This window comes from Sorangium sp. So ce327 (assembly GCF_051530205.1).
In the GTDB taxonomy this organism is placed as follows: Bacteria; Myxococcota_A; Polyangia; order Polyangiales; family Polyangiaceae; genus Sorangium; species Sorangium cellulosum_B.
Window position 1 is genome coordinate 8210436 of record NZ_CP150330.1, and the last position, 26074, is coordinate 8236509.

Sequence of the window (26074 nt, forward strand, 5' to 3'; positions counted from 1 at the left end):
CGCGCGGCCCGCCAAGGGCTTACCGCTCGTAGGCAAGACGGCGGCGACGGCGTCGGGTCGCCGACACAGCCGCGAAGGCGAGGCCGAGCAGGGCCAAGGCGACGCCGCTCCAGGCGACGACCCGGAGGCGTGGGTCCGCGTCGAGCGCGGTGGCCTCGTCGGCGCGGCTCTGGACGATGACCACGAGATCGGTGTGGCCGACCGGCGCCATCCCGGCGAGAAACGCGCCTCCGTATTTCGCGGGATCGCGCTCGGCGAGCGGATCGCGCCAGTCGTCCACCGAGGCCACCCGGTCGGGCGGCGGGAGCTGAAGCTGAACCAGCGCAGGCGCGCCGGAGGCCGGAGCCGCTGGCAGGAGGTCGCTCAGGATCGCGCTGCGCAGCGCCGCCTTCTCGCCATGACCGACGCCGTCGTGGACGAGCACCGTGAACTCGTCGCTCGCCGGAGCCGGACCGCCGCGCTCGCGATCGCGGCGCGCTGCAAGCACGGCGAACCGACGGCCGTCGCTGAGCTGGAGCGCACCGAGCCGGGAGTCCGTCGCGATGGTGGCGATGAGCGCCCCGGCGAACTCGCCGGAAGCGCCGCGGATCGGGGCCGCCAGGGCGAACTTGTGCTGGTGGTCGGTCTCCGACCGGAAGGCGCGGGAGACATACACCACGCCGGCGTCCGGCCCCTCGGCGAGGCGCCGTGCCCCCTGGAAGTAGTCGCGGAAGTCGTATTTCCCCTGAGGCGCCGGCGCCCGCGGCCAGTGCAAGAGGAGCACGCCCTCCCGATCGACCACGAACCAGCTGACCAGCGACGGGCCTCCATTCCGGCCGACGTACGCCTTGCGGAGCTCCTCGAGCGCCGGGAGGTGCGGCTGCTTGACGAGCGCCGCAGCCCTTGGATCGGCGGCGGCGCGGGACACGAGCACACCGTAGTGCCAGAGCTGCGCGAGCACCGCGCCGGCGACGGCCCGGGCTGCGTAGACATTGCCATCGAGCACCTCCTGCCGGCGCGCTTCCTGCTGGGCATGCGCCGTGGCCACCGCGCCGGCCAGTGCGAGCGTCGCGGCCAGGATCAGCGCCACCGCGGCCGGGTGGCGGGCGAACCAGAGGAGCGCGCGCCCGACCGGACCCCGGGCGCGGGCCACGACGGGCTCGCCGCGCAGCCAGCGCTCCAGGTCGTCGGCGAGCGCCTCGGCGGAGCCATAGCGGCGCTCGGGCTTCTTGCGGAGGCAGGTGAGGCAGATGGCCTCCAGATCGCGGGACAGGTCGCGGCGGAGGGAGCGCGGCGCGGCCGGCTCCTCCTCGATGGTGCGGCGCAACGACTGCATGGGTGTCGAGCCGTCGAAGGGGCGTCGCCCGGTCAGCAGCTCGTAGAGGATGACGCCGAGGCTGAAGATGTCGGCCGCCGCCGTGACCCGCTTCGCGTGGCCCATCGCCTGCTCCGGCGCCATGTAGCCCGGGGTCCCCAGGCGATCGCCCGTCATGGTGCCGCCCTCCTGGCCGAGCTGCTTGGCCACCCCGAAGTCCGCGACATAGGGCGCCCCGTCGTTGTCGAAGAGGATGTTCGCGGGCTTCAGGTCGCGGTGCAGGACGTGGCGGCGGTGGCCCTCGTGGACGGCGCGGGCGAGCTTCGCGACGAGCCCGGCGGCGCGGCGCGGGTCGCGGTAGTGCTCGAGGCGGGCGGTGAGCGTGCCGCCCTCCATGAGCTTCATCGTGAAGAACGCCTGGCCCTCGTGCTCGCCGACATCGTAGATCGGCACGATGCTGGGATGATCCAGCCGGGACGCGAGCGCTATCTCACGCTGGAACAGCCGTGCCGCGGTGTCGGTCGCGAAGGGGCCGCCCGGGAGCATCTTGAGGGCGACGATCCGATTGGCGCGGACCTGCCGGGCCCGGTAGACGACGCCCATGCCGCCGGCGTCGATGCGGCCGAGGATCTCGTAGCCGCCGTGGCGCGGCGACGGGAGGGAGCTGTCCTGCTGGCCGGGCGGGTCGGACTCGGCCGGCGGTGCGCCGCGGAGGGCCACGCGGGCGATCAGGCACGATGGACAGAGGCCGTGCGGCGCGTCTCTCGTGATCTCCGACCGGCATGTCGGACAGACGAGGAGCGACGGGGCCAGGGCAGTGGGTGTGTGATCTTCACTAGCCATCACCCATCATTCTAAATCCGGCCAGAAAGGTTACCGTCCTCCGACGGATCTCCCCTGAGCGACCGGAGCAGGGCGCGCAGCTCGTCGTCCACGTCCTCCACGCGCGCGACCGTGCGCGCCACCTCCTCGCGAAGAATCCGCTCGTAGCGGTCGTAAAGGCGGGAGGTCGCTGTCTTCACTGCCTCCACGTTCATCCCCAGCGCTGCTGCGACCTCCTTGTGCCGCCGCTCGTCCCCTTCCCCGGTCAGGCGCCCCTTCAGGGCCTCGAAGAGCGGCCCCTGTCCGGCCTCCTCATACTGGGCTTTCAGCGTGGCGAGCGTGCGCTCGAGCAGCTGCAGGGCGAAGCGTCGCTCGTAGAGCCTCTCCGGCGTGAGCCTGTGCGCCGGCTCTGCCTGATAGCAACGCTCCGCGCGCTCCGCGTCGAATCCGCGGAGCGCGCCGCCGCCATTGCTGATGCCGCCACGCTTCTGGGCGCGGGCGCGCGCGCGCTCGTTCGCGACGTAATGCTTGACGCACGCGATGAGCCACGACCGGAACCGGCCGCGCTCCTGGTCAGCCGTGGCGAGGTCGTTCCTCTCGAGGAGGCGGGCGAACAAGCCCTGGGTCAGGTCCTGCGCCTCGTCGGCCGTAGCGCCATAGCGGCGCACGAAGAAGTAGACGGGATACCAGTACAGCTCGCAGAGCGCGGCCAGCGCTTGCCTCCCCTCCGGGGTGAGCGGCAGGCCGGCCCTCCCGACCAGGCCCCAGGATGTCTCGGGGAAGCGGCGCCGTGGATCGGACGAAGGTGGATCCGACGAAGGCATTGTGGGGTGCCCAGAATAACGCGAGCTTGCGGGGCGCGGGGAGATCCTTTCAGGAGAGGACCGCGCCTACATCGTCATTGTCATTCTACCGCAATGACATCCGGCGTGCTCGGGCGAGGCAGCTCGCGGCGCCGTCCGCGCGGGCCGGACAGAGGGGTCATCGGGCTTTCTTCGACCCTGGCCCGGAAGGCCCTGGATCGGAGAGAGTGCGAGCGCCGCTCTCCCGGCGGTATGGCCCCGCGGGGTCGTGCTCCACGTCGAGGATCTCCCAGCGGTAGTAGCTGAAACTCCCGCTCTCGAGCTTCCACAGGACCTCCCCTCGGCTCGGAACCCCGATACCCCGGAACGTGCGCCAGTCCGAGCACGACACGGACCAGGGCGTGAGCTTCGCGTCCGCGCCGCCGCCGAGATAACGCTCCGCCTGCAGCCCGACCATGCGCCCCCGAGGATCGAACGTGAACACCGCCGATGCCACCTTCCCTGCGTGGCGCATCGTCGCCTTCGCGCTCGTCGCGTCGATCGACTCCCACGCGATGTAGGGGCTCAGCGCCGCTGACGGGAACCAGACGATCTCGCCCAGAAAGCGCAGCATGGCGCCCTGGTCGATCTTCTCGTCGGCCGCGTCGACGAGGTTGACGAGCGACGCCGCCTTGATGAGCATCTGGCCCTTGCCGGAGGCGTACTTGTCGCGGCCCACGATCGGGAGGATGCCCATCATCTTCGTCGTGACGTTCCAGACGAAAGCGGGCTCGTCGACGGAGAAGTACTGCTCGGCCTCCGCGGGCATCCAGGCGGCGTCGGGGCTGGTCCGGAGCTCGCCGCGCTGCTTCAGGCGGACCGTCTGAGCCCTTTCCCGGCCGACGACGCCCGAGGCCTCCAGCCAGGTGCGCACCGGCGCGGGCAGGCGCTCGAGCTCGGAGGGGTCGACGCTGGAAGCGCGCGGCTCCGCGGGGCGCGCGAGCAGCGCTCGGACCTCCGAATCGACCTCATGGCGGAAGCGTGCGTGTGCGGCAGCAGCCACGATCGGCAAGAGGAGGAGCACGTTGACGAGCGTGCCGAACTTCGCCTGGGGCCACGCGAGGACGATGAGGCCCTGGGACAGGAGCACGCCGAAGAGCGCCGGCGCCCACCACGCGTCGCGCCGTAGGACCTGGAGCGCGGCCGCCGCGAGCAGCGCGATCACCGCCGCGAGCCAGAGCAGGGCGAAGGCCCGACTGCCGGCGGGCGAGAGGGGCAAGAGCGTGCGATCGCTCGGCTGACCGGCGGCGGCGAGCTTCGACCACTCGCGGTATCCGACGAGGTGAATCGCGCCGTGGAGCGCGATCAGGAGGGCCAATCCGAGCCGCATGACGTGTCTCTTTCTCGGAATCGCCTGCTGCGCCCAGCCGTCGCCGGGTCGTCTGCAGCCGACTCCGTCTCTCACGAGCTCTTTTTCATTTGCATTTGCAGCCCACGTACCAAACCGGGAGCGACGCAGAGGGCGCGGTCGATTCGCGCGGAACCGAGCGCCGAGAAGCGCAGCCCGGCCGTCGTGCACGCAGATCTTGCGCGCCCCGTTCGCCGTCGCTGCTGCACCTGTTGGGCTCGACTTCGACGAGGTGTTGCGGACGCTGCTGACGAAGCTCTCAATCGAGGCGTTAGGCGTGCAGCCCGGTGGGATTGACGAGAACCGCGTCCGCGTGGCCGTGGCCGTTCACGGCCGCATCATCCTTCGGCCTCCGGCAGGCAGCAGACGGTGGTCGGGTACGGCTCGCCGCCGGCCGGCTCGCAAAGCCCCAGCTCGTTGACCTCCCATTCGGCGCGGATATTGCTGGCGAACGCGGTCACCAGGTCCTCATAGGACGAGTTTGCCGTGGCGAACCGTCGCGAACCGTCGGCTCCCCCAGGTTCTGGGAGGGGCGGGGCTGCTGTGCCCTCCGCGGGATCGTGGCGTCAGCCAGGCGGTCTTGAAAAGCAGAAGCAGACCGAGCCGCACCCTACGTGCACCGGGTGCCCCTGCGTACGCCGGTGTTGTCGCCCGTCATGTCACCTGCCTCCGAGGCGCGCCAGCACGCACGTCACGTTGTCTGGTCCGCCAACCTCCCAGCCACCAGGCGTCCGGCCAGGGAGCCCGGAGGCAGAGATCTTTTCACCCATGGCGCCCCACGCCCGGGAGTGTCGTGTTCAGGGGAGAGCGCTCTACTTCCTCCCAATCGGACGCACTGGCAGCGCTCGTCCCCCCTTCCTCGGGCTGTAGCGGGAAGCTCGTCAGGGTGGCAGCGCGACGGGCGAGCTGTTCCCCCGCGACGGCGCGGACAGGGCGCGGCGGCCGGAGCTGCGGCAGGGGAGGCGGCGGGAGCTTCGCTTGCGGGCTCCTGGCCGCGAGCTCGGGAGACGGCACCACGGGAGGTGGAATGTCGAGCGCGCGGGGAGGTACCGTCGCCGGAGCCGGCGACGCCGGGCTCTCACGCCTGGTGATGGGCTCGCCGACCTGGACCACCACGGTATCCTCCGCGTCCGTTCGGCGGTCGTCGTGCAGCCGCCACAGGCGCTCCCAGTACCGCGCCGGCGTGCCGGTGAAGGTCTCCAGCTGCCGCGCGAGGCCGGGCGTCATGGGCAGGTCGCTCCTCAGCAGCGCCTCCACCTCCCTCGGCGATAGCCCCGTGCTCTCGCCCAGCTTCCTCCTCCACGAAGGCGTCGTCGCGCAGAACGACTCGAGGACCCTTCCCGGCCAGGGGACGGGGCGCCCTCGGGCGTCTCTCAGCTCGGCGAGCGCCGCATCGACGTGACAGTTCAGGAGGCGCCGGTAACGGTCCCGCTCCCCCGCTGCCTGCTCCTTCGCATCGGTGAGGGCTGCCTCCTCTTCATCGTGCGCGTGCTCGCGCGCCTCGCGAAACCCCCGCTCTCGTCCCAGCGCTTCACGCGCGGTGACCGCGAAGCCGATCGCGACGCATGCGATCATCGCGAGCCCGAGCGGCGAGACGAGCCACATTGCACCCACCATGTCTTCCATCTTCCCTCCTGAACCGTGAGCCTTCTTGTCCGATGCACCGCGGAGCCAGCCCTTGTGCTGCCCGACCTAAGGCATCCCCTCACATCCGCCGTTCGTCGCGCCTGCCACGGCGCGCCGTCTCGCCCCGCCTCCCAGCCGCGCCAGCACACACGTCACGTTGTCCGGGCCGCCGTGCTCGTTGGCGAGATCGACCAGCAACTCTGCGGCGAAGCTCAGGTCGCGGTGGGCCTCGAGGATCCCGGCGATGCGCCGCTCGGGCACCGGGCCCCACAGCCCGTCCGAGCACACGAGGAACAGATCGCCCGGCTTCGTCGCCGCCACGCGCGACTCGATCTCCACGTTCTCGTCGGCCCCCAGCGCGCGGGTGATCGTCCTCGCCCGCTTGCTCAGCGCCTCGACCGCCTCCCGCGCTCCGTCGCCGTCCCCGAGCAGCTCGGCCAGCAGCGTGTGGTCCCGCGTCAGCCGCTCCAGCTTGCCGCCACGCATCCGGTACACCCGCGAGTCGCCCACATGCGCCATGTACGCCATGCCCGGCGCCAGCAGCACGCCCGCGAACGTCGTCGCCATGCCGCGCACTTCCTCTTTCTTCTGGCTCGCCTCGTAGATCGCCCGGTTCGCGCGCCGCACGCTCATCACCAGCCGCACCTCGTCACGGTCGTGCGGACTCCCCGTGCCGTACGGCCACGTCTCCTCGAGATCCTCGTCCTCTTCAAAGCAGCTCTTGACCACCTCGATGGCCATTCGTGACGCGACCTCGCCGGCCGCGTTGCCGCCAAGACCGTCGGCGACCATGAACAGCCCCAGGCACGGCAGCGCTGCGAAGCTGTCCTCGTTGTGGCTACGGCGCCGGCCCACGTCCGACTGCGCTGCTGCCTCGATGGCGAGCTGTGGATACACCTTCGTCCTCCTCGCGCGCTCGTCTTCGGGACGAGCCGAGCCATGGCGCGCCGCAGACAGCGGCGCGCGTTCCCCTGAATATGATCAGGCCGCGCCGCGCGCGGCCTTCGCTACGTCGCTACCTCAGCGCAGTCGCAGCGCTGCCAGCACCACCCCGCACAAGACCCCCAGCACGAACAGCACCGCGCCGACGAGCGCCAGGCGCGACCTGCGCTGGTCGACCTCACCCTTCACAGGCACCGCCCTTACCCACACGTCGTCGTCGGCCTGCGTTGTCTCGCGCTCCTCGGCGGCCCACTTCTCCACCCAACCCGCCAGCTGCACGAGCGTCGCCTCCAGCCGGGCGTCATCGATCCCGTGCGCTGCCATCGCCCGTCGCGCCTCCACCTGCGCGATGCGCTTCTTCTCCGCCTCCGGCGTCATCGCGCACCACACCGGATCGGTCCACCGGCCGACGGAGGCTTCCCGGGTGTTGGGCGAGACGCTCGTGTCCTTCGGCGTTCTCATCGCGCTCATCTTCACAGATCAACCGCGACCACGCACGCAGGTACGCGAGCTCCGCTTCCTCCAAGCGACCCGCCACGTGCGCCTTCCGCCCGTCCTCGAAGTCGCGCCCCGCGCGCTCACGCTCGCCCTCCCCGCTCGGCATCGCCTCCGAGCGCTCGGCTCCGTGGACGCTCGTCGTCGCCGCCGTGCTCGCGAGCAACAACGACATCGCCAACCACCCCGCATGCAGCTCTCGCCTCACGATCGCTCCCTCGTCCACGCAATGTCCGCCATCCACCTGCGCGCTCCTCGCTCCTCGCTCCTCGCTCGCGCCCCGCGCTCGGCCTCGCGCCGCGCGCACACGTCCGCCCTTCGTCGCGCCTGCCACCGCGCGTCGTCTCCACGTCGTCTTCTCCGCCCAGCTTCGTGACAGACGTCGGCGAGGAGCACGCCCCCGCCCTCGGCCGTCGCGAGCCGCACCGCGCGCACGGCGCTCGCGCGGGCGGAGTCCTAAATTGGCCATTTCGCCACAGTGATTTCACATGCTTACAGAGCAAATGAGGACACTACCCGCTGCTCCTGTTGGGCTCAAACACGGTCTGTCCCCACGACCACCCTCTCCGGGGGCGTGCCGCTCCCTTGATGTGGACACACACCGCATCGTCATTCTTCGGGCTCTGGCAGGCAGCAAACGGTACGCGGGCGCGGTTGCCCGCCGAACGGGGTGCACTGCGGGTCCTCCCTTGCCACCCATTCCGCGCTCAGGCTGCCGAGCGCCGGCCCGGGCTCGACGTGCAGGCAGGTGTCCTCCGCGCCGCGGGCCACCTCCGCGGTCCCGATGAGCGCGCTGTCGCTGCACGCGCCGTCCGCGTAGGCGCTCACCCGCGCCTCGCACCGGTTCAGGCCATCGGACGCGCAGCCGCACGGCTCACAGTTCTTAGAATCGGACAGATCGCGTTGATAGAAGAGGAACCTCTCCGAGAACAGCGGAGGCTTGCCCGGGGAGGCAGGCGGGTGGCAGTCCAGGACACCTTGGTCTTGCGCGACGACGCAGTAGCGCCAGCCCGGGGGCAGATGGGCCTCTTGCTGGTTCAGCATGCATGGATCACCGGGCCCCGGGCAGAAGGCAGGGGCCACGCCACCGGCACACACGACCACGACCTGGGAAGGCCCCTCCGGGATCGGGGGCACCTCGCGGACCCTGGGCTTGCAGTACGACTCGATCACAGGCCCGATCCAGATCGATCCGACTTGCGAAGACGGCACGGTGCCTGGTGAGATGCAGCCCCCGCCCCAGCTGGGAGGCGGATTGAACGGCGTGTTCGTCGCCTCCGGGATCTGCTCGCAGGACGAGAGGGAGTTCGCCGCGACCATCTGCGGCAACGAGCAGTCGCCCTCGCCGCAGCTGCACTCGCCGCAGACCGTCTCGCCGGGCTGGATCGAGCGGAGTGTCACGAACGTGGACGGGGCGATGGGCTCGGGCTCGCCCGTGAAAGGGTTGTCGGCCACGAGGTCTTCACACGACGGCTCGGACTCCTCGGGCCCCATCCAGAGGAGCATCGGATGGGCGAAGTCCGACGGCACGTGCGGAACGCATTTGCCCCAGCAGACGCCGTTGCTCGTTCCGTCGGGGTTGACGACCGGGCAGGGGTCCCACGGGTGGCCGCATAGGTCCTCCTGGACGACGCAGCCCGCCGCGCCCTGGGCGCCGGCCAGGCCGGCCAGCGCGAGCGCGCTCAGCAAGCGCAGCATCCACCACGTTCTTCGCGCTCTCATCTCCACCTCACCGCCTCCCTCGGGCCGCCCGCTACGAGCCCGCGCACGTCCTTCGCCATCCAGGCGGCGCCCGGCGCGACGCACCCGTCGCCCCGGCGCCCACGCTCCGCCGGAACCATCACCTTTCCCGGGGCAGGCAGCAGATCGTCTCCGCGCCGTCGCCTTTTTTCTCGCCCACCGGCGTGCCCCCCTCCGGCGTGCACGGGCCGGGCTCGTTGACGATCCACGTCGCGCTCAGGCTGCCGAGCGTGAACCCCGGCGCAGGGTCCACGCAGCTCCCTGCCTCAGGGACGCTGATGACGAGGAACGGATCGCTGCACGCGTTATCCTGGTAGGCCGACACGAACGCCGCGCACTGGCTCCTCTCGGGCGGCTTGCAGGAGCATGGCTCGCATTCGCGCGTGTCGTTCACCGCCGTGTAAAACACCCCCACCTTCTCCGAGTAGGTCGGCCAGGGGTTCCCCGGCTCCGCAGGCGCCTCGCACGGGACATCTTCCCCCTCCGCGCGGACACAGTGCCGCCACCCTTCGGGCAGGTGGTCCTGCTGCTGGTAGAGCATGCAGAGCTGGCGTCCCAGCGCGCACAGGCCCGGCACCAGGCGGCTCTCGCATGCGACCGCGACCTCGAACGTGAACGCATCGCGCGGTACCGGCTCCTCCTCGACCACGGGCGTGCACGGCAGCTGGCGGATCGGACCGATCGCGAGCGAAGCGAGCTGCTCCGGCGCCACCCGGCCCGGCGACACGCACGCGCCGTCCCAGTCCGGCGGGGGCCCGAACGGTGTCCGCGTCTCCTCGGGCCCCTCCCCGCACAGGGGCAGCGAGTTCGCCGTCACCTCGGACGGCAGCGCGCAGGACGGGGGCGTGCACGCGCACGTCGGGCACGTCGCGTCCTCTTCTGACACCGTCCTCCCCCGGAAGCTCGCGGGCTCGTAGCCCAGCCGCACCACCTCGCCCACCGTCCCGGGGACGGCCCAGACGAGATCGTCGCACGATGGCGCGAACAGGTCGGGCCCCGTCCACACGAGCTCCGGCGCATGGAAGTTACCGGGCGGCGGGGGCACGCACCGGCCCCAGCAGCGCCCGTTGCTCGTGCCATCGTCGTTGAGGATCTCGCAGACGAGGTCCTCCGCGCAGTCGTAGTCCCCGCCGCCGCTGCACCCGCCGGCCGCCGCCAGGCCGCCCGCACCGAGCAGCGCTCCCCCCGCCAGCCACCGCAGCCCGCTCCCCATCGTCACCGCTCCTCCCGGTCGCCTCCGCCGCCTACCAGACACCGGCGAGGAGCACTCCCCCGCCCTCCACCGTCGCGAACGGCACCGGGTGCACGGCACTCGCGCGCGGGGCAGGTGCCCACCAGAACGACGAGATCGCGACCGCACCAACGACGCCCGCGCCCATGAAGCTCGCCCAGGCGGCGGTCTCAAGCGTATCGCGCGCGCGCTTCCTGTCGGCCAGCGCCGCGCACGCGTCCGCGTGCTCGGGGTACACGCACGCTGCCAGCCCGCCGCGCCGGTGGATCGCGTTCGCCTGCGCCTCCGCCTTGTCGCCGCGCGCCGCGGCCGCGAGCGCGAAGCCCGTCCCGAGCGCGACCCCGGCCGACGCGACCGCGAGACCGCTGACGCGAAGGACCGTGCCCGCCGCGGGCCCCCTGTCCGGCGCAGGGTCTCGCGGAGAGGGGCTCTGCGGCGGAGAAGGCGCGGCAGCGGCTGGCACGGGCGCGCGCGGCGCGAGGGCCGGCGGCGGCTTCGGCTCGAGGTGGAGGCCGATCATCGCCTCCAGACCGCGACGCGCCTCGAACGGAGAGACGCCGTCGGCGTAGCCCTCGAGCCTGCCGCGCGCCTCGTGCCGCCCGGGCTCCACGTAAACGAAGTAGTTCGCCTGCCCCCGGCCGATCCGCCGGCCGTCGATGAACACCTCGGCCTCGGGCCGGCTCACCGCGATGGTCGCGGGCGCCACCTCGCGCTCCGCCCGGCGCAGCCCCTCGGAGAAGCGCCGCCGCGCCGCCGGCGCGAGCGACTCCGGATCGAGCAGCGACGCCCGCAGGTGCTCCGCCGCGTCCCGGAACCGCCCGAGCGCGAGCTCGGAGAGGCCGAGCTCCCCCGCGAACTCCGGTCGCGGATCCGCCTCCCACGCCGATCGGTACGACACCGCCGCTTCGTCCCACCGCCCCGCGCGCCGCGCGCTCTCGCCCCGCGCAAACGCCTCCTCGGCCTCGGAGCGCGCCGCCGACGCGCGGTCTTCAGCATAAGGATCCTCGTCGTCAGCGCGCGCCGCACGGCTCCAGAGGACCGACGCCACGGCGACTGCGAGCAGCAATCGGGGGCCGCTGCACATTTCGCTCGCACGCTACACGACGCGCTCACGTGGTTCAAGCCACCCCAATCTCCAGAAGAGGCAGAAAAAGCGCCGCCATCCGTGGAATCGACACGACCTTCCCGCAATGCTTCCGTCCCCCTTGGCGGAGCGCTGTGTGCGCGCTGGCGAGAGCGCAGCGCTGCCTGAAGCGACACGGCCTGGAGGTGACGATTTTCAAACGTCGAACGGGCTCGCCGCGTAACTGGATTGTATGGGGAAATCTCCTTGCAAGACCGGGCCTGCCAACGAGAAACCGCCGCTCACCCTGGAGGCGATCATGGCGGAGCACCAGGACACCATCCGCCGCTACGTGGAGAGGCACGGCTTCCGGGGCGCGGACCAGGAAGACCTGGTCCAGGAGATCTTCCACGGGGCCGCGCGGTCGCTGCCCCGATTCGATCCCCGCCTCGCCAGCATGCGCACCTGGCTGCTGCGCATCGCGTTCAATCTGATCTCCAACGAACGCAACCGCGCCTGCCGCCGGCATGAAGAGTTGTGGCCCGAGGAGGCGCTGGACGGGCTCTCCAGCGATGCGCCGGACTCCGAGACACGGCTCATCGCAGCGCAGCGAAGCGAGGTCCTCGCGGAGCTGCTCCAGGAAGTGCCACTGACGCGACGGGCCATCCTGGTCGCGCACGATCTCGAAGAGGAGACGATCCAGCAGATCGCCGCGGAGTACGCGATGCCGCGCAACACCGTGTGGAACCATCTCCGTCTCGCGCGGCTCGCCCTGAAGGCGGCAGAGCAGCGCAGGCGCGCACGGAGCCGCGGCCGCGGCGCCCTGCTCGCGCCGCTGGCCCTCGCCCTCGGCGCGGTCCATGCGCGCGCCGCCGCGGGGCCGCTCCACGGAGGCCGGCTGCGGCGGCTGCTCGATTGGGCTCGCTGCGCTCTCCGGCGCGCGCCATCCCACCGCGAGGCCAGCCCGACGGCGAGCTCGAGGCGCACATCGCGGGCGGCGACACGGGCCGCCGGACGATCGGCCGCCAGCGCCGCAGCCGGCGCCGTGGCGGGCGCGCTCGTGCTGCTCGCTCCGGGCGGGCGCGACGACCTCCCGCTTCGGCCGGCCCACGCGCTGGCGCTGCGCGCTCCGCTGGCAACGTGGGTGGTTCACGGAGGCCAGACGCTCCCCTCCGCGTCGGAGCTGCCGTCGGAGAAGCCGGCGGTCGGCCCCGCAGGCGGCGCTCTCGAACCCGCTCTCCGCGACCCGACAAACCAGCGCTCGATGCCCGGAGCTCCTAAGAGCGGCGGCGCGCTGTCGACGTCCGAACACCGGCTGATGCGGCGGGCCATATCCATGCTGGCCGCCGGCCGAGACGACGCTGCGCGGCTCCTGCTCGAACGACACCGGCGCGAGTTCCCCCGGGGTATCTACAGGGGCGAGCGCGAGGAGCTCCTGCGGCGTCTATCGGCCGCTGCGCGCTACGAGTGACGCCGAAGCAGGCCGGCGCGCGAAGGCGAGCCCCTGACGGCCTCCGCGCGGCGGGTGTCCAGGAAGCGATCCCCTCCCCTTCTCCCCCCGCCTCACAGACATCCTACAACGTGCCGGCTGGCGGGGGAGACCGTGAGTCGCGCCGTCGAGCTTCCGGGATTGCTTCGTGACGTGCCAGTCCGGCCGGTCTCGTCAGGTGACTTACAGGACGAACCGCAGCGTGAGGGCGAAAAGGCGGATCAGAGTCCGTTGGGGATCACGGTGAGGGTGCCGGATCCCCCGTTGGTCAGGACGAGATCGTCGTACCCATCGGCATCCAGGTCCGCGACGGCGATGGCGTTGAGGCCGGGCGAGGTGCCGGTCGAGACGACGGGGCCCGCGACGAAGGTCCCGTTGCCGTTGCCGGTCATCGGGCGGACGCCGCCCGAGGACGTGGTGACCAGGATGTAGGCGTCGAGCTTGCCGTCGCCGTTGAAATCACTCGCCACGACCCCCAGCGCCGAGTTGGCGATCGCGCTGGACGACGCGGTGGACTGAACGCCGCTCGCGAAAGTGCCGTCGCCGTTCCCTCTGAAGAAGAAGAGGTACCGGCCGGCCGCGCCGTTTGAAAGGATGTCGAGCTTGCCGTCTCCGTCGGCGTCGCCGAAGGCGATGCCCGCCGTCTGGCCGTTGGCGGAGTTGGTGTAGGCGGCCGGCGCGGCGAACGAGCCATTGCCCTGGTTGAGGAGGATCGACAGGCGCGCGGAGCCGGGGCTCGTCACCACGAGATCGGAGGAGCCGTCGCCGTTCAGATCGCGGCACGCGATGGTCGACTGCACGCCGCCGGTGGCCGCGATGGAGATGAGCGTGGGTGCGCCGAAGCTGCCGCCGCCGGTGCCCATGATCACGCTCACCTGATTCAGGGTCACGCTGGTGGTGGCGATGTCGGCCACCCCGTCGAGATCGAAGTCCGCGGCGCAGAGGTGGACGGAGCCCGGGGTGCCGGTGGTGAAGCTCGTCGGCGCGCCAAAGGTCCCGGGCGCGCTCGGGCCCAGGTTTCGGTAGACGCTGATGCTCCCGTTGCTGGTGGGCAGGTTGGTCTGGCCGTCGACGGTGACGGCGTCGAGCCACCCGTCGCCGTTCACGTCCACCGCCACGACCGCATTGCTGGAGAGCGGGGCGCCCGTGGTGTAGAGCTCCGGCTGGACGGTCGCGTCGCCGTTGCCGTGAAACACGGAGAGCGACCCGGAGGGGGTCGTCGACGACCCGGATTCGGCGTTGGCCACCAGGATGTCGAGCTCACCGTCCTTGTTCACATCGGCGACCGCGGGAGCCAGCGGGTTGTGGGGCGCGGAAACGCTGGTCGGCGTGCCGGGGACCTGGCCGGAGGGCGGGTCCTGGCAGCCACCGTTCGAGCAGATTTCACCGGCCGCACACGCGCTGTCGCAGGCGCTGCAGTGGGAGGCGTCGCTCTGGAGGTTCACCTCGCAGCCGTCGGACGTGCGCCCGTTGCAGTCCGCGAGGCTGCCTTCGCAAGCCTCGCAGCTGGTCCCCTCGTAGGTGGGCAAGCACTCACAGGAGTAGCTGCTGAGACCGTCGGTGCAGGTCCCGTCGTTCTGGCACGGGTTGGGCGCGCACTCGTCGATCTCCGTGCACGTGGCGCCGTCGCCGGAATACCCCAGGTTGCAGGCGCAGGTATAGGAGCCCGCCGTGTTGGTGCACGTCGCGTTCACGTCGCAGTTGGCCGTGGCGGCGCACTCATCGACGTCCGTGCAGGTGACGCCGTCGCCGGAGTACCCCGCGTTACAGGCGCAGGTGAACGAGCCCGCCGTGTTGGTGCACGCTGCGTTCGCATCGCAATTGTCGGTAGCCAGGGCGCACTCGTCGTTGTCCGTGCACGTCACGCCGTCGCCGGAGTAGCCCGCGTTGCAGGCGCAGGTGAACGAGCCCGCCGTATTGGTGCACGCTGCGTTCGGGTCGCAGTTGTCCGTGCCCAGGGCACAGTCGTTCACATCGGTGCACGTCACGCCGTCGCCGGAGTACCCTGCGTTACAAGCGCAGGTGAAGGAGTCCGCCGTGTTGGTGCAGGCAGCGTTCGCGTCGCAGTTGTCGGTGCCCAGGGCGCACTCGTTCACATCGGTGCATATGCCGCTCTGGCAGGTGAGGCCGTCGCAGCACGGCACCGTGGCGTCGCACGGCGCGTTCACGGCCAGGCAGCCCTGGCCGCCCGCGTCCCCGTTGTCATCGCCGTCGGCCACGGAGGGGCCGGCGCTGGTGCAGCTCGCGAACAGCAGGCAGGAGAATGCCGGGATCGCCAGACAGCTGAAAAGAGAGCTCTTGCGATAGCTCATGGTTTGTCCTCTGTTTTTTGTTGAAGCCCCGGGGGAGTGCCGCGCGAGCCACCGGATCCCGCGCTGAGCTCGCGCGAAAATCAGCGTACACCACCTGATCGGGCCCGTTTGCCCGGTACCGCGCACATCACGGGTTCAAGCACGAGCAGCCCCCCGGGTTTAGGCGCGCTCCGCTGCTACTGCTGCTGCCTGAATGCCTCAGCTGCAGAGCGCGCCCCTCATCGTGCGAAACGACTGCGTACGATCCGCCGTCGATGGAGAGTTTTCAGCTCGCGTAGGATGCTCCAACCAGGCGAGCCACGTAAACAAAAAAGGGCGAAAAGGCGGGTCAGAGTCCGTTGGGGATCACAGTGAGGGTGCCGGATCCCCTGTTGGTCAGGACGAGATCGTCGTACCCATCGGCATCCAGATCCGCGGCGGCGATGGCGTTGGGGCCGGGCGAGGTGCCGGTCGGGACGACGGGGCCCGCGACGAAGGTCCCGTTGCCGTTGCCGGTCATCGGGCGGACGCCGCCCGAGGACGTGGTGACCAGGATGTAGGCGTCGAGCTTGCCGTCGCCGTTGAAATCACTCGCCACGACCCCCAGCGCCGAGTTGGCGATCGCGCTGGACGACGCGGTGGACTGAACGCCGCTCGCGAAAGTGCCGTCGCCGTTCCCTCTGAAGAAGAAGAGGTACCGGCCGGCCGCGCCGTTCGAGAGAATGTCGAGCGTGCCGTCGCCGTCGGCGTCGCCGAAGGCGATGCCCGCCGTCTGGCCGTTGGCGGAGTTGGTGTAGGCGGCCGGCGCGGCGAACGAGCCATTGCCCTGGTTGAGGAGGATCGACAGGCGCGCGGAGCCGGGGCTCGTCACCACGAGATCGGAGAAGCCGTCGCCGTTCAGATCGCGGCACGCGATGGTCGACTGCACGCCGCCGGTGGCCGCGATGGTGGTGAGCGTGGGCGCGCCGAAGCTGCCCGTGCCGGTGCCCATGATCACGCTCACCTGGTTCAGGGTCACGCTGGTGGTGGCGATGTCGGCCACCCCGTCGTTGTCGAAGTCCCCGGCACAGAGGTGGACGGAGCCCGGGGTGCCGGTGGTGAAGCTCGTCGGCGCGCCGAAGGTCCCAGGCGCGCTCGGGCCCAGGTTTCGGTAGACGCTGATGCTTCCGCTGATGAGGGGCAGGTTGGTCTGGCCGTCGACGGTGACGGCGTCGAGCCACCCGTCGCCGTCCACGTCCACCGCCACGACGGCGTTGCTGGAGAGCGGGGCGCCCGTGGTGTAGAGCTCCGACTGGACGGTTGCGTCGCCATTGCCATGGAAAACGGAGAGCGACCCGGAGGGGAACAGCAACGACCCGGATTCGGCGTTGGCCACCAGGACGTCGAGCTTGCCGTCGCCATTCACATCCGCGACCGCCGGAGCCAGCGGGTTGTGGGGCACGGAGACGCTGATCGGCGTGCCGGGGACCTGGCCGGAGGGCGGGGTCTGGCAGCCACCGTTCGAGCAGATTTCACCGGCCGCGCACGCGCTGTTGCAGGCGCTGCAGTGGGAGGCGTCGCTCTGGAGGTTCACCTCGCAGCCGTCGGACGTGAGCCCGTTGCAGTCCGCGAGGCTGCCTTCGCAAGCCTCGCAGCTGGTCCCCTCGTAGGTGGGCAAGCACTCACAGGAGTAGCTGCTGAGACCGTCGGTGCAGGTCCCGTCGTTCTGGCACGGGTTGGGCGCGCACTCGTCGATCTCCGTGCACGTGGCGCCGTCGCCGGAATACCCCAGGTTGCAGGCGCAGGTATAGGAGCCCGCCGTGTTGGTGCACGTCGCGTTCACGTCGCAGTTGGCCGTGGCGGCGGCGCACTCGTCGACGTCCGTGCAGGTGACGCCGTCGCCGGAGTACCCCGCGTTGCAGGCGCAGGTGAACGAGCTCGACGTGTTGGTGCACGCTGCGTTCGCATCGCAGTTGTCGGTAGCCAGAGCGCACTCGTCGACGTCCGTGCACGTCACGCCGTCGCCGGAGTAGCCGGCGTTGCAGGCGCAGGTGAACGAGCCCGCCGTGTTGGTACACGCAGCGTTCGCGTCGCAGTTGTCGGTGCCGAGGGCACACTCGTTGATATCGGTGCAGGTGCCGCTCTCGCAGGTGAGGCCGTCGCAGCACGGCACCGTGGGGTCGCACGGCGCGTTCACAGCCAGGCAGCCCTGGCCGCCGCAGGTCGGGTCGTAGGTCGGCGAGCTCGGGTCGAGGCTGGTGACATAGTCGCCGGCGTGGGCGCTGTGCGCGTTGACGCACGCCTGCTCGCTGACGCGAATGATCGTGTACGGATTCTTCGCGGAGCCGGTCCTGTGACAGAGCTGGACCGTGCCGTTGACGTCGAAGTAGTTGCACTGGTCGGGGGTGAGAGCGCCATGGGCTTCGCCGGCGGCCTCGTCGTCAGCGCCGTCGTCCGCGGAGGGGCCCGCGCTGGTGCAGCTCGCGAGCAGCAGGGTGGAGAAAGCCGGGATCGCCAGGTAGCCGAGAAGAGAGCTCTTGAGAGAGCGCATGGTTTGTCCTCTGTTTTGGTTCAAGCGGGAGTGGTGCCGCGCGATGCCGAGCCGGCGCTGGCTGAAGAAACCTCAGGTCATGCACTTCAACAGTTCAAGATCGATGCCAGCGTGAGTACGCCGCCTTGCGGAGGTGATGTCGAGGCATGCCCCTGCGCATCTTTCGCGATTCGCGCGCGCCGCTGCATGAGCCACCGGCTCCCGCGCTGAAATCGCGCCAAAAGCCGGGAACACCGCCACATCGGGCCCGTTTGCACGGGTTCGCACACACCTCGATACCGGACACGAACAGCCCCGAGCCCAGTCAAGCTCCGCTGCTGCTACTGCTGCTGCCTGAATGCCTCAGCCGCGGACCGCGCCCCTCACTGTCGTGACCGACGGCGACCACTCTGTCGAGAACGACGGCAGAGTGCCCGCCGCATACTACGGACTGGGCGAGTCACGTAAATAAAAAAAAAGCGTCAGCCCATGTGATTCACACCTGTGATTCACACCTGTGATTCACACCTGTGATTCACACCTGTGATTCACACTCGTGGAGAGGCACCATCATTTGTAGGTTGCACCGACGGTGACGTCGGTGCATAGGCGACACGACTCTCAACATATCGCTGAACGCTGAACCGACCCGGGTGACCGAACGCGATTCCGATCCGAACGGCGCCACAGCGTTGGTCCAGCCGGCCTGCGAGGGACGGGAGCGACCTCCGTGAGCAGATACCACATCGGCTCGCCTTCCGCGGCGGCTCGTGACCGGGGATCGTACAACGCGTCAGTGAGCTATGGCCTCGGCGCCTTGCTCGCGGCGGCGACAACGCGTAGTGTGCCGGCCTGCGCTCGCAGGGCACCATGAGCTTGCACGTTTGGCGCGCCGCTCTCCACGATTCTCACAGGAAGGATGACCGATGCTCCGCAACACGAAGATCAACACGCTTCGAATCGCCCAGCTCACCGTTGCCACCCTCATGGCCGCCGCAGTCCCGGTGTGCTTCACCCTCGCTGCGCCCGCGCGCGCAGCGATCATCGACGTTCAATGCGTGGGATCCTTCAGCCGAGCCTTCAGCCCGGCCGTCACCGCCACCCCGCAGAACGTCACGGTGACCGAAGCCTTCGACTACGACACCTGCGTGATCGGCCCCAGCGCCACCGGCGCCGCCTCCATCAATGTATCCCTCAGCTGCGTGCCCGTCACCGCGGGTCCGCCGGAGACCGAGACGGTCACCTGGAACGACGCCACCGGCGGCACCAGCACCATCACCTGGTCAGCCCCCACCGTCGTCGGCCAGACCGCCCTCTTCTCCGGAACGGTCACCGCCGGGCGCTACGCCGGAGACTCTGCCACCAAGGTCACCTCCGGGGTCAGCTATGTCGGCAGCGTCGTTGGATGCCTGCTCGGCACGCCCATCAGCAACACCACAGGCCTGGTCGACAGCATCGTGCTCACCCAATGATCGCACGCGGGAAGGAACCCCGAACCGGTCGGAGACGTCACGCCCCCACGGAGGAACCTGCCTTGGGTTGACAGGACCTTGTTCTCTGCGGTTTGCCGTGCGCCGCAACCTCGCGAGCGCGCCCGCGCGCCTCCTGTCCGCTGCCCAGCCCCCTCTGTGCCGATCCGCAGCTTCAGACGCACGGAACCAGGGAGGAACCTAGGCGACGCGGTACTAGCGAGATTCCCCTGCCTATCAGTAGCTCGGCGGCAGCGGGCACGCCCGCGGGGTCGTCGCGGTCGTGCGCTCCGCTGCCAAGAGCGCAAGGTTCTGCTCGATGCCGGGCAAGTGCGGATTGGCGTTGCAAGCGCGAAGGTAGCTTGCCTCCGCGCTCTCGAGATTACCGAGCAGCTGTTCGACGGCGCCGAGGCTGGCGTGGGCCTCGGACAGCTCCGGAAACAAGCCGGTGGCTCGGATGTAGGCTGCTCGCGCTTCGGTCAGCCGCAGCTGCCGGCGCCGTTCGTTGCCGACGTTGTATTCGACGACGCCCAGGACCTCGGACTGGCTGAGTGGACGCGCGTATTCGCGCGCCGAGCCGCCCGGCACCGGAAAGCGCTGGCCGTACCACGCGTCCGGCATCGCCTCACCGGCGCGCAGCAGCTCCACGTTGCGCGCGCCGCCCTGCTCCTGCACCCGCACGTAGAAGTGCCCAGGCATCATCACCCCGGACGCCGAATGGCCGAGCGCGTCAGCCAGCGCGAGAAACAAGGTACCAAGGCCTACGCAGCTCCCGCGGCGGCGCTCCAGCACGCCGGGCAGGCACACGAAGGCCAGATTCGTGTCGGCCACCTCGCGCACGAAGCTCCAACGACCGAACAAGAGCTCGCTCAACACCGTAGCAGGTGAGCGCCGGGGAGACGAAGCGAGCGCGCTCTCCGCCTCGTCGACGAGGCGCGAGAGCTCCGTCAGGCTCCAGGTCACCTGGCTCTCGTCGACGAACGCGGTGTCACGGGCCAGGCCGATCAGGGCGCGGCCGAACGCGAGCTCTCGGCGCGGAGCGCGAAAGCAGCCGCTGCCCGCGAGCAAGAGCAGGAGCGCGCGGCGCTTCATGGCTTCTTCAGCGGCTCCCAGTCTTCCCAGTAGTTGTAGAGATCACGCGCCGTCATCATCCAGATGACCAGCTTCTTCGTGCCGAGCGCCTCGACGCTGCGGCGCAGCAGCTTCTGCCGGACGTTGGGGCCGCCGCCGTAGCTCATGACCAGGTCGAGCGGATACGCGATGCCACGCGCGAGGTGCGCCGAGACGCCAGCGTGCTCGGCGTCCGTCAGCTGATAGACGGCGGTGAAGCTGTCGCCCAAGAGCACGACCGGGCTCTCCGGGTCGTCGTCGTACGGCTTGCCGTCGGCGACGACCTGGTGCGCCACGAGCGTCTCAGGCGCGTATTTTTTCTGCTCGGCTTCCGGCAGTCGCGAATGCAGATCGCCGAAACGGGTGAAGCTGGCTTCGCGCAAGTCGTAAGCGCGCTTCTGCCTGGCGAGCTCGGCGTACCAGGGGTACTTCTTCACGCGGGCGGCCAGGAGGTCCGCGGCCAAGCGCAGCCCACGGTCGGTCCAGTGCGTGTCCTGGCGCTGGAACAGAAACGGCTCCGCTGCGCTCGTGACCTTCGCCTGCAGGAACGCCGGCAGCAGGTCCACGGTCTCCACGCCTTCCTTGCCGAGCCTCTCGATCAGCTTGCGGAAAGCCGGATTGATGACCTGACCCGAGAGCGCCGTGAAAGCGGGGTCCAACTTCTCCGGATACACCTCGAGCTTCGTCGGGACCGGAACGAACAAGAAGTCGACCCCCTGCTCGTCGAGCAGCTTCTTGAACTCGAGGATCACCGGCAGCGGGTTCTTTCCCTTGCGTTGCTGCTCGAGATCACCACCGCTGACGTATTCGAGGTCGTTGCGGTAGAACAGAAAGCCATCTCGCCCAGCCAGCGCCTTGACCTTCGGCGGCATGCCCTTGAGCCGCTTCTTCAGGGCGTCATGGGTCGGCCTGAGCTTGGCCATCCACGTCGGCCAAGAGCCGCCCGCCTCGGCCAGCTCGCGCTGCACCGCCTCGAGCCCCGGCGCGGGGTTCGGCGACGGACGTGTCTTGCTCAGCCGGAGCGCCGGCTTCGCGGGCGCGGCGGCCGCGAGCGCCGCGCCTTCGCCACGCACCAGAAAGACGTTGTACGTGGCCTTGCCTTGCGGCTTGCCGCGCAGCACGATGGTCGGCGCCGGAAAAGCGCGCCCGCCCAGCTCTTGCTTGATGTAGGGCTCGGTCTGCGCGTCCGGAAAGCTCGGTCCCACCGGCATGAGATCGGTGTTGAAGGACGGGTACCAATACGACGAGAGCTGGTTCGCCCAGGCCTTCACCTCGCTCGGCGACAGCACCGGCGCCACGTAGTCCTTCTGAATCGCAGCCACAAGCACGGGAGTGACGACGCCAGGCGCCACTCGGCCATAGATCTCGGGAAAGCCGTCCCCGTCCTGATCGGCGGAGCCCGCAAAGGGCTTGAACCAAGGCTGAAACTCCACCTTGGCCCACAGCTCCACCGCGCCCGACGCGGCCTGATGAACGAACACCTCGCTCAGGAGCTGGCCGGAGGTGCCGGGCGGCAACTGCAGGCCCCACCGCTCGCTGCGCACGGCTGAGCCAACCTCGGCCAGCGCTTCGGCCCCCGCTACCTTGCGCGCTTGCAAGAACTCCGAAAGCGGCGCGAAAGCCAGCGCTTGCTGCTGCTCGGCCGGCGAGAGCGGCGTCTTCGCGAGATCGCTCGTCAGGCTGCCCTGGTCGAGCTGCCCCGCGAACGCGCGCGAGGTATCGGGCGTGCCCGCGGCCGACATGGGCGTCTCTGGCTCTGGGTCGGCGATCATGAAGTTGCTGTGATAGGCGGCGTAGTCCAGCGCGGCGCGCGTCGGGCGTGCCACCTCACGCACCCAGACCTGCGAGCGCGTTCGCGCATAGCCTTCGTTCAGCGTACGGACGTGAGCGTGCTCGACGCGCGTGCCCGATGTCGCATCACCCCAGGGAAACTTCGCAGACCCGGCGTGACAAGCGACAATGCCAAGCGCCGATGCGGCGAGCGAGCCCCAGACCCCAAGCGCGCGCTTACGCTGCGTCATAGCGACCTCGACGGTAGTTCCACATCACGCGAAGCACCCGGAGCCCGTACGTCAGCGGGTTCAGGTGCGAGACCTCGTCCCCGTAGTGCGTGGGCACCGGCGCCTCGCCGACCGAAAGCCCACGTGCCCGCGCCGAGGCGATGACTTCCAGATCGAAATCGAAGCTGTCAGACAGGTTGTGAAACGGCAGCGCCAGCGCGCGCGGCCCGTAGAGGAGGTAGCCGCTGTGGTAGTCCGTCATCGAAAGCGACAGCGTCCGGTTCTCGATGCGGTTCAGCAGCGCATTGCCGACGTACTTGTAGAGGGGCATACCCCCCTGCAAGGCCGTGCCCGCGGCGATGCGCGAGCCCTGCAGCAGATCGAGCCCTCGACGCGAGAGCTCCCCGATCAGCCCAGGCAAGGCCTCGGGCGCATACTGACCGTCGGCGTGGATACAGGCGACCAGGTCCGGCGCATCGGCGCGCGCCTTGGCCAGACCGTCCTTCATCGCCGCGCCGTAACCGCCGTTGCTGCGCCGCCGGAGCAAGCTAAGGCGAAAGGCCGGCGAGCTGTAGCGCTCGACCCGACGGGCCGTGTCGTCGCGGCTGCCGTCGTCGACGACCACCACGTGGGTGAGCCCCGACGAGGCCAGGCCGCCGACGCGCTCCAGCACCGACTCGATGTGCCGGGCAGCGTTGTACGCAGGGATGACGACCGTCACCTTCATGCGGAGCTCGCGAGCTGCGAGAGCGAGGATGCCGCTGCGACGCGACCGCCGTAGCGCTCGACGTAGTCGTGCACGATCGGCGGCAAGGAGGCGGCCAGGCGTCGCTGGGGCTTCCAGCCGAGCAGCCGCTGCGCCTTCTGAACGTCGGGGACGCGCTCCTGCGTGTCGTCGTAGCCGGGGCCATAGAACTCGGCGGCCGACACCGCGCGAAACTGGGCAGGCGCGCGCTCGGGTAACCGCTCAGCGAAAGCGTCGGCCAGCAGCCGAGCGAGCTCCGCGATGCTGACGTCATTGTCCGGGTTACCGATGTTGAAGATCTGACCTCTACTCTGCTTCGGCCGCTCGAGCACGCGGCACACGGCTTCGACCATGTCGCTCACGTCCATGAACGCCCGCCGTTGCGCGCCGCCGCCCACGAGCGGCAAAGGCTCCCCTCGCAGCAGCGCGCTCATGAAGCTGGCCAGTACGCGGGGTGTCCCCTCCCCGTCGATGCCGGGCAGGAAGTCCATGCGCGCGCCGATGGTGTTGAAGGGCCGGATGATCGTGAACGGCAACACGCCGTGCTGGCCGTGCGCCCAGATCACCCGCTCGAGCAGCTGCTTGGCGCACGAATACGTCCAGCGCTCGCGCCCCACCGGGCCGAGCAAGAAGCACGAGTCATCCTCGTGCATACGCGCGGCCGGCTGCCCCTGCGCGTCCAGCGCGGCGCGCCCGTAGACCTCGGCGGTCGAGAAATGAAGCAAGCGCACGGCGCGCTCCGCGCAGCGCTTCACGAGCGGCAACAGGTGCGTGAAGCTGGCGTCGATGACCTCCAGCGGGATGGTCGAGTACTGGGCTGGGTTGCAAAGCGCCGTGAGCGAGATCACGACCTGACAGCGCTCGGTCACGTCCTCGACGAGCCCCGGCGCCTCGACGCGCGCCTCGATGCGCCGTACGCGCGCGTCCCAACACTCGAGCTTGGTCAGATCCACGTCGACGGCGTCGACCTGGCAGGCGAAGCGTTCAAGCAAAGCCGGCACCAGGTGCGAGCCGATGAAGCCGCCCGCGCCGACCACGGCGATGCGCGTTTCCCTCACGGTGAGCCGCTCCCGCCGGACGGAATGAAGACGTCGGGCCAGCGATCATTGGCCGAGTTGTAGGTGAGGCGCGCGGCCTTTTCGGGCGGCGTGCCCACCTCCCACAGGTAAATCTCGTAGTCGGCGGTGTCGTGGTCGTGACCGCGCTGGGTGATGCCCCAGACCATCCATTTTCCGTCGCGCGACAGCTGCGGGAAGTACTCGTGCGAGCGGCGACCCGGCAGGTCCATGAACTGGAGCTTGTCCAGGTCGACGTCCTTCGGCGGCGTGCCGTCATCGATCGGCATGCGCAGCACCCGGCTATCGCCGTTCCCGGTCGGGTGAACCCAGTAGATGGCCGTTTGATCCGGCGTCCAGTTCACCTGGCAGCCCAGCCCGGTCTGGGTCCAGGCCTTCTTGGCGATGTTCCAGATGCCGGTCTCGCGCTTCGAACCGCGCAGCGTGATGGCGAGGTACTTGCCGTCGCTCGAAATCTCCGGCTGCTGCAGCAAGGCGCCGTCCAGATCGGATACGCCCTCGCTGTCCATCAACTGCGTCTCTTCGCCGCTGCCGAGCTTGCTGCGAAAGACCTTCGTGCCGCGCACGAACAGGATCTCATCCTCCGAGATCCAGCTCCCCCAGCTCGCGCCCTCGACGACCTTCTTCGGCTCGGCGCCGTCCGGCTTGACCGTGTAGATGTCCCACTTGTCGCTGGCGTTGGCGTCGCGTTCGCTCACCCAGCCTTGTTTGCTGCGGCAAAACAGGATTTGCTCGCCGCTCGGAGAGAACCTCGGGAACCAGTCGACCTCGTCGCCCTTGGTGATCTGTTTGACGTCCGAGCCGTCGGTCTTCATCGTGAACAGGTCGTGATTGCCCACGCGGGAGCTGGACCAGACGATGGTGCCGCTGGCCTTCCCGCCGACCTCGCGCATCAGCGCGACATCCTCCGCGGGCGGGGCTTCGTCGGCCCCCTTCGGGGGCTCGCCCGAAAAGGCCGAGCATCCGAGCACAGCCGAGCAGCACAGAGTACCAATTTGCTGCAGTGGGAAACGCAGGCTCATCTAAATTGTCCTTTCTCGAGCTTCACTCGCGCGGGGTGCGAGGGTGGCCGCCTCGACGGCGGGTGAAGGAAAACAGCGACGCAACCCGGCGCGCACGCCGAGCGGCGCGTAGCCGAGGTCGTTCATGGCTTCGGTCGGGTCGAGATCGGCGTCGTTGACGATGCCGGCTATCGCGCTCGAGGTGAGCGGGGGCCGCCTCATGAACGCGGGGAGCACGGCCGCCAGCGCCCGGCACGCCCACACCGGCAGGTGCAAGAACGGCCGAGGCCGATCGTGATGAAGCAGCAGCAGCTCCGCGAACTCGCGCATCGAGATCACCTCCGCGCCGCTGAAGTTGTAGGTCTTGCCGTGCGCGATCGGCGCATCGGCCAGCCGCACGAGGCCGTCGACGACATCCTCGGCCCAAACGGGCCTCTTGAGCGCGCCCCCGGCGCCGATGAACGGCACGACCGGAAACCGCCGCAGGTAGTCGAGGAACATCAGGAGCTCCTGACCGCCGCCCTGCTCGTAAACCAGCGTGGGCCGCACGATCGTGTAGGCGAGCCCTGAGCCCTGGACGAGACGCTCGGCCTCGAGCTTGGACTCGGCATAGCGCGTCCGACGGGGGTAAACGACGGAGGCCGACGAGACGTACACGAAGTGCGGTACCCCCGCTCTTCGCGCCTCCGCAACAAGGTGCGCCGTGCCGTCGCGGTTGACGCGCTGAAACATCGTGGGGTCGTGGGTAATGATGATGGCGGCCAGGTGGTAGACGAGGTCGACGCCGCGACACACGCCGGCCAATGTGCTCGGATCGCTGATATCGCCTTCGCGCACGTCGCAGCCCAGCGCATCCACGCGCGCCCGCGACGGATCACCGGGCAGCACGAGCGCTCGCACTTGCCAGCCCGCTCTGCGCAGCCGCGCCGTCAAGCGGGCGCCCATCACGCCGGCGGCGCCAGTGACCAGGGCTGTCGGCAT

20 protein-coding genes are annotated in these 26074 nt (G+C 69.7%); 2 read left to right on the forward strand and 18 right to left on the reverse strand.

Annotated features, from left to right (window positions below):
* Positions 1-19: 19 nt before the first annotated feature.
* From WME95_RS30460 to WME95_RS30505, 10 genes are all read right to left on the reverse strand, one after another.
* Complete coding sequence (locus WME95_RS30460; protein ID WP_437902849.1) at positions 20-2137, reverse strand: serine/threonine protein kinase; 2118 nt, start codon at positions 2135-2137, stop codon at positions 20-22.
* 11 nt (positions 2138-2148) lie between these two features.
* Entirely contained in the window at positions 2149-2940 is a 792-nt protein-coding gene (locus tag WME95_RS30465; RefSeq protein WP_437902850.1) for an RNA polymerase sigma factor, read from the reverse strand.
* A 157-nt stretch (positions 2941-3097) separates the two neighbouring features.
* Positions 3098-4288 carry a DUF6544 family protein gene (locus WME95_RS30470; RefSeq protein WP_437902851.1) on the reverse strand — a complete coding sequence of 397 codons (1191 nt, stop codon included), beginning with the start codon at positions 4286-4288 and terminating at the stop codon, positions 3098-3100.
* 356 nt (positions 4289-4644) lie between these two features.
* Positions 4645-4767 (reverse strand): hypothetical protein, encoded by a 123-nt coding sequence (locus WME95_RS30475; protein WP_437902852.1) that lies wholly within the window; start codon positions 4765-4767, stop codon positions 4645-4647.
* Positions 4768-5068: 301 nt separating this feature from the next.
* Positions 5069-5932, reverse strand: coding sequence for a helix-turn-helix transcriptional regulator (locus tag WME95_RS30480; protein ID WP_437902853.1), 864 nt, complete (start codon positions 5930-5932; stop codon positions 5069-5071).
* A 66-nt stretch (positions 5933-5998) separates the two neighbouring features.
* Entirely contained in the window at positions 5999-6829 is an 831-nt protein-coding gene (locus WME95_RS30485) for a PP2C family protein-serine/threonine phosphatase (RefSeq protein WP_437902854.1), read from the reverse strand.
* Positions 6830-6952: 123 nt separating this feature from the next.
* A complete protein-coding gene (locus tag WME95_RS30490) occupies positions 6953-7336 on the reverse strand; it encodes a hypothetical protein (RefSeq protein WP_437902855.1) in 384 nt (127 codons plus the stop codon).
* 642 nt (positions 7337-7978) lie between these two features.
* Positions 7979-9067 (reverse strand): hypothetical protein, encoded by a 1089-nt coding sequence (locus WME95_RS30495; RefSeq protein ID WP_437902856.1) that lies wholly within the window; start codon positions 9065-9067, stop codon positions 7979-7981.
* A gap of 142 nt (positions 9068-9209) precedes the next feature.
* Positions 9210-10322 (reverse strand): hypothetical protein, encoded by a 1113-nt coding sequence (locus WME95_RS30500; RefSeq protein WP_437902857.1) that lies wholly within the window; start codon positions 10320-10322, stop codon positions 9210-9212.
* Between the two features lie 31 nt (positions 10323-10353).
* Entirely contained in the window at positions 10354-11406 is a 1053-nt protein-coding gene (locus tag WME95_RS30505) for a hypothetical protein (RefSeq protein ID WP_437902858.1), read from the reverse strand.
* Positions 11407-11656: 250 nt separating this feature from the next.
* Between WME95_RS30505 and WME95_RS30510 the strand changes: the two genes are divergently transcribed.
* Entirely contained in the window at positions 11657-12874 is a 1218-nt protein-coding gene (locus tag WME95_RS30510) for an RNA polymerase sigma factor (RefSeq protein WP_437902859.1), read from the forward strand.
* Between the two features lie 239 nt (positions 12875-13113).
* Here the strand turns inward: WME95_RS30510 and WME95_RS30515 are convergent, their stop codons facing one another.
* Together WME95_RS30515 and WME95_RS30520 are read right to left on the reverse strand one after the other, a co-directional pair.
* Positions 13114-15204, reverse strand: a complete 2091-nt coding sequence (locus WME95_RS30515) for an FG-GAP-like repeat-containing protein (RefSeq protein ID WP_437902860.1) — start codon at positions 15202-15204, stop codon at positions 13114-13116.
* Positions 15205-15532: 328 nt separating this feature from the next.
* Positions 15533-17713 (reverse strand): FG-GAP-like repeat-containing protein, encoded by a 2181-nt coding sequence (locus WME95_RS30520; RefSeq protein ID WP_437902861.1) that lies wholly within the window; start codon positions 17711-17713, stop codon positions 15533-15535.
* 905 nt (positions 17714-18618) lie between these two features.
* Between WME95_RS30520 and WME95_RS30525 the strand changes: the two genes are divergently transcribed.
* On the forward strand, positions 18619-19164 hold the full coding sequence (locus tag WME95_RS30525) for a hypothetical protein (protein WP_437902862.1): 546 nt from the start codon (positions 18619-18621) through the stop codon (positions 19162-19164).
* Positions 19165-19398: 234 nt separating this feature from the next.
* Here the strand turns inward: WME95_RS30525 and WME95_RS30530 are convergent, their stop codons facing one another.
* Genes WME95_RS30530 through WME95_RS30555 form a run of 6 tightly spaced genes read right to left on the reverse strand, consistent with a single transcriptional unit; the run spans position 19399 to position 26074 of the window.
* Positions 19399-20229 (reverse strand): transglutaminase family protein, encoded by an 831-nt coding sequence (locus WME95_RS30530; protein ID WP_437542380.1) that lies wholly within the window; start codon positions 20227-20229, stop codon positions 19399-19401.
* 20 nt (positions 20230-20249) lie between these two features.
* A complete protein-coding gene (locus WME95_RS30535; protein WP_437902863.1) occupies positions 20250-22292 on the reverse strand; it encodes an alginate O-acetyltransferase AlgX-related protein in 2043 nt (680 codons plus the stop codon).
* Complete coding sequence (locus tag WME95_RS30540) at positions 22279-22998, reverse strand: glycosyltransferase family 2 protein (protein WP_437902864.1); 720 nt, start codon at positions 22996-22998, stop codon at positions 22279-22281. The genes WME95_RS30535 and WME95_RS30540 overlap by 14 nt, the downstream gene beginning before the upstream one ends.
* Entirely contained in the window at positions 22995-24074 is a 1080-nt protein-coding gene (locus tag WME95_RS30545; protein WP_437902865.1) for an NAD-dependent epimerase/dehydratase family protein, read from the reverse strand. Before WME95_RS30545 ends, WME95_RS30540 begins: the two co-directional genes overlap by 4 nt.
* Complete coding sequence (locus WME95_RS30550) at positions 24071-25114, reverse strand: TolB family protein (protein WP_437902866.1); 1044 nt, start codon at positions 25112-25114, stop codon at positions 24071-24073. The genes WME95_RS30545 and WME95_RS30550 overlap by 4 nt, the downstream gene beginning before the upstream one ends.
* Positions 25115-26074, reverse strand: a complete 960-nt coding sequence (locus tag WME95_RS30555; protein WP_437902867.1) for an NAD-dependent epimerase/dehydratase family protein — start codon at positions 26072-26074, stop codon at positions 25115-25117.

What these genes read in the sequence shown, in the direction of transcription:
- WME95_RS30540 (WP_437902864.1), bottom strand. Translation starts at nt 22,998, where the DNA reads ATGAAGGTGACGGTCGTCATCCCTGCGTACAACGCTGCCCGGCACATC.
- WME95_RS30500 (WP_437902857.1), bottom strand. Translation starts at nt 10,322, where the DNA reads ATGGGGAGCGGGCTGCGGTGGCTGGCGGGGGGAGCGCTGCTCGGTGCG.
- WME95_RS30520 (WP_437902861.1), bottom strand. Translation starts at nt 17,713, where the DNA reads ATGCGCTCTCTCAAGAGCTCTCTTCTCGGCTACCTGGCGATCCCGGCT.
- WME95_RS30525 (WP_437902862.1), top strand. Translation starts at nt 18,619, where the DNA reads ATGCTCCGCAACACGAAGATCAACACGCTTCGAATCGCCCAGCTCACC.
- WME95_RS30550 (WP_437902866.1), bottom strand. Translation starts at nt 25,114, where the DNA reads ATGAGCCTGCGTTTCCCACTGCAGCAAATTGGTACTCTGTGCTGCTCG.
- WME95_RS30490 (WP_437902855.1), bottom strand. Translation starts at nt 7,336, where the DNA reads ATGAGAACGCCGAAGGACACGAGCGTCTCGCCCAACACCCGGGAAGCC.
- WME95_RS30495 (WP_437902856.1), bottom strand. Translation starts at nt 9,067, where the DNA reads ATGCTGCGCTTGCTGAGCGCGCTCGCGCTGGCCGGCCTGGCCGGCGCC.
- WME95_RS30465 (WP_437902850.1), bottom strand. Translation starts at nt 2,940, where the DNA reads ATGCCTTCGTCGGATCCACCTTCGTCCGATCCACGGCGCCGCTTCCCC.
- WME95_RS30470 (WP_437902851.1), bottom strand. Translation starts at nt 4,288, where the DNA reads ATGCGGCTCGGATTGGCCCTCCTGATCGCGCTCCACGGCGCGATTCAC.
- WME95_RS30460 (WP_437902849.1), bottom strand. Translation starts at nt 2,137, where the DNA reads ATGGCTAGTGAAGATCACACACCCACTGCCCTGGCCCCGTCGCTCCTC.
- WME95_RS30515 (WP_437902860.1), bottom strand. Translation starts at nt 15,204, where the DNA reads ATGAGCTATCGCAAGAGCTCTCTTTTCAGCTGTCTGGCGATCCCGGCA.
- WME95_RS30555 (WP_437902867.1), bottom strand. Translation starts at nt 26,074, where the DNA reads ATGCCGACAGCCCTGGTCACTGGCGCCGCCGGCGTGATGGGCGCCCGC.
- WME95_RS30510 (WP_437902859.1), top strand. Translation starts at nt 11,657, where the DNA reads ATGGGGAAATCTCCTTGCAAGACCGGGCCTGCCAACGAGAAACCGCCG.
- WME95_RS30480 (WP_437902853.1), bottom strand. Translation starts at nt 5,932, where the DNA reads ATGGAAGACATGGTGGGTGCAATGTGGCTCGTCTCGCCGCTCGGGCTC.
- WME95_RS30535 (WP_437902863.1), bottom strand. Translation starts at nt 22,292, where the DNA reads ATGACGCAGCGTAAGCGCGCGCTTGGGGTCTGGGGCTCGCTCGCCGCA.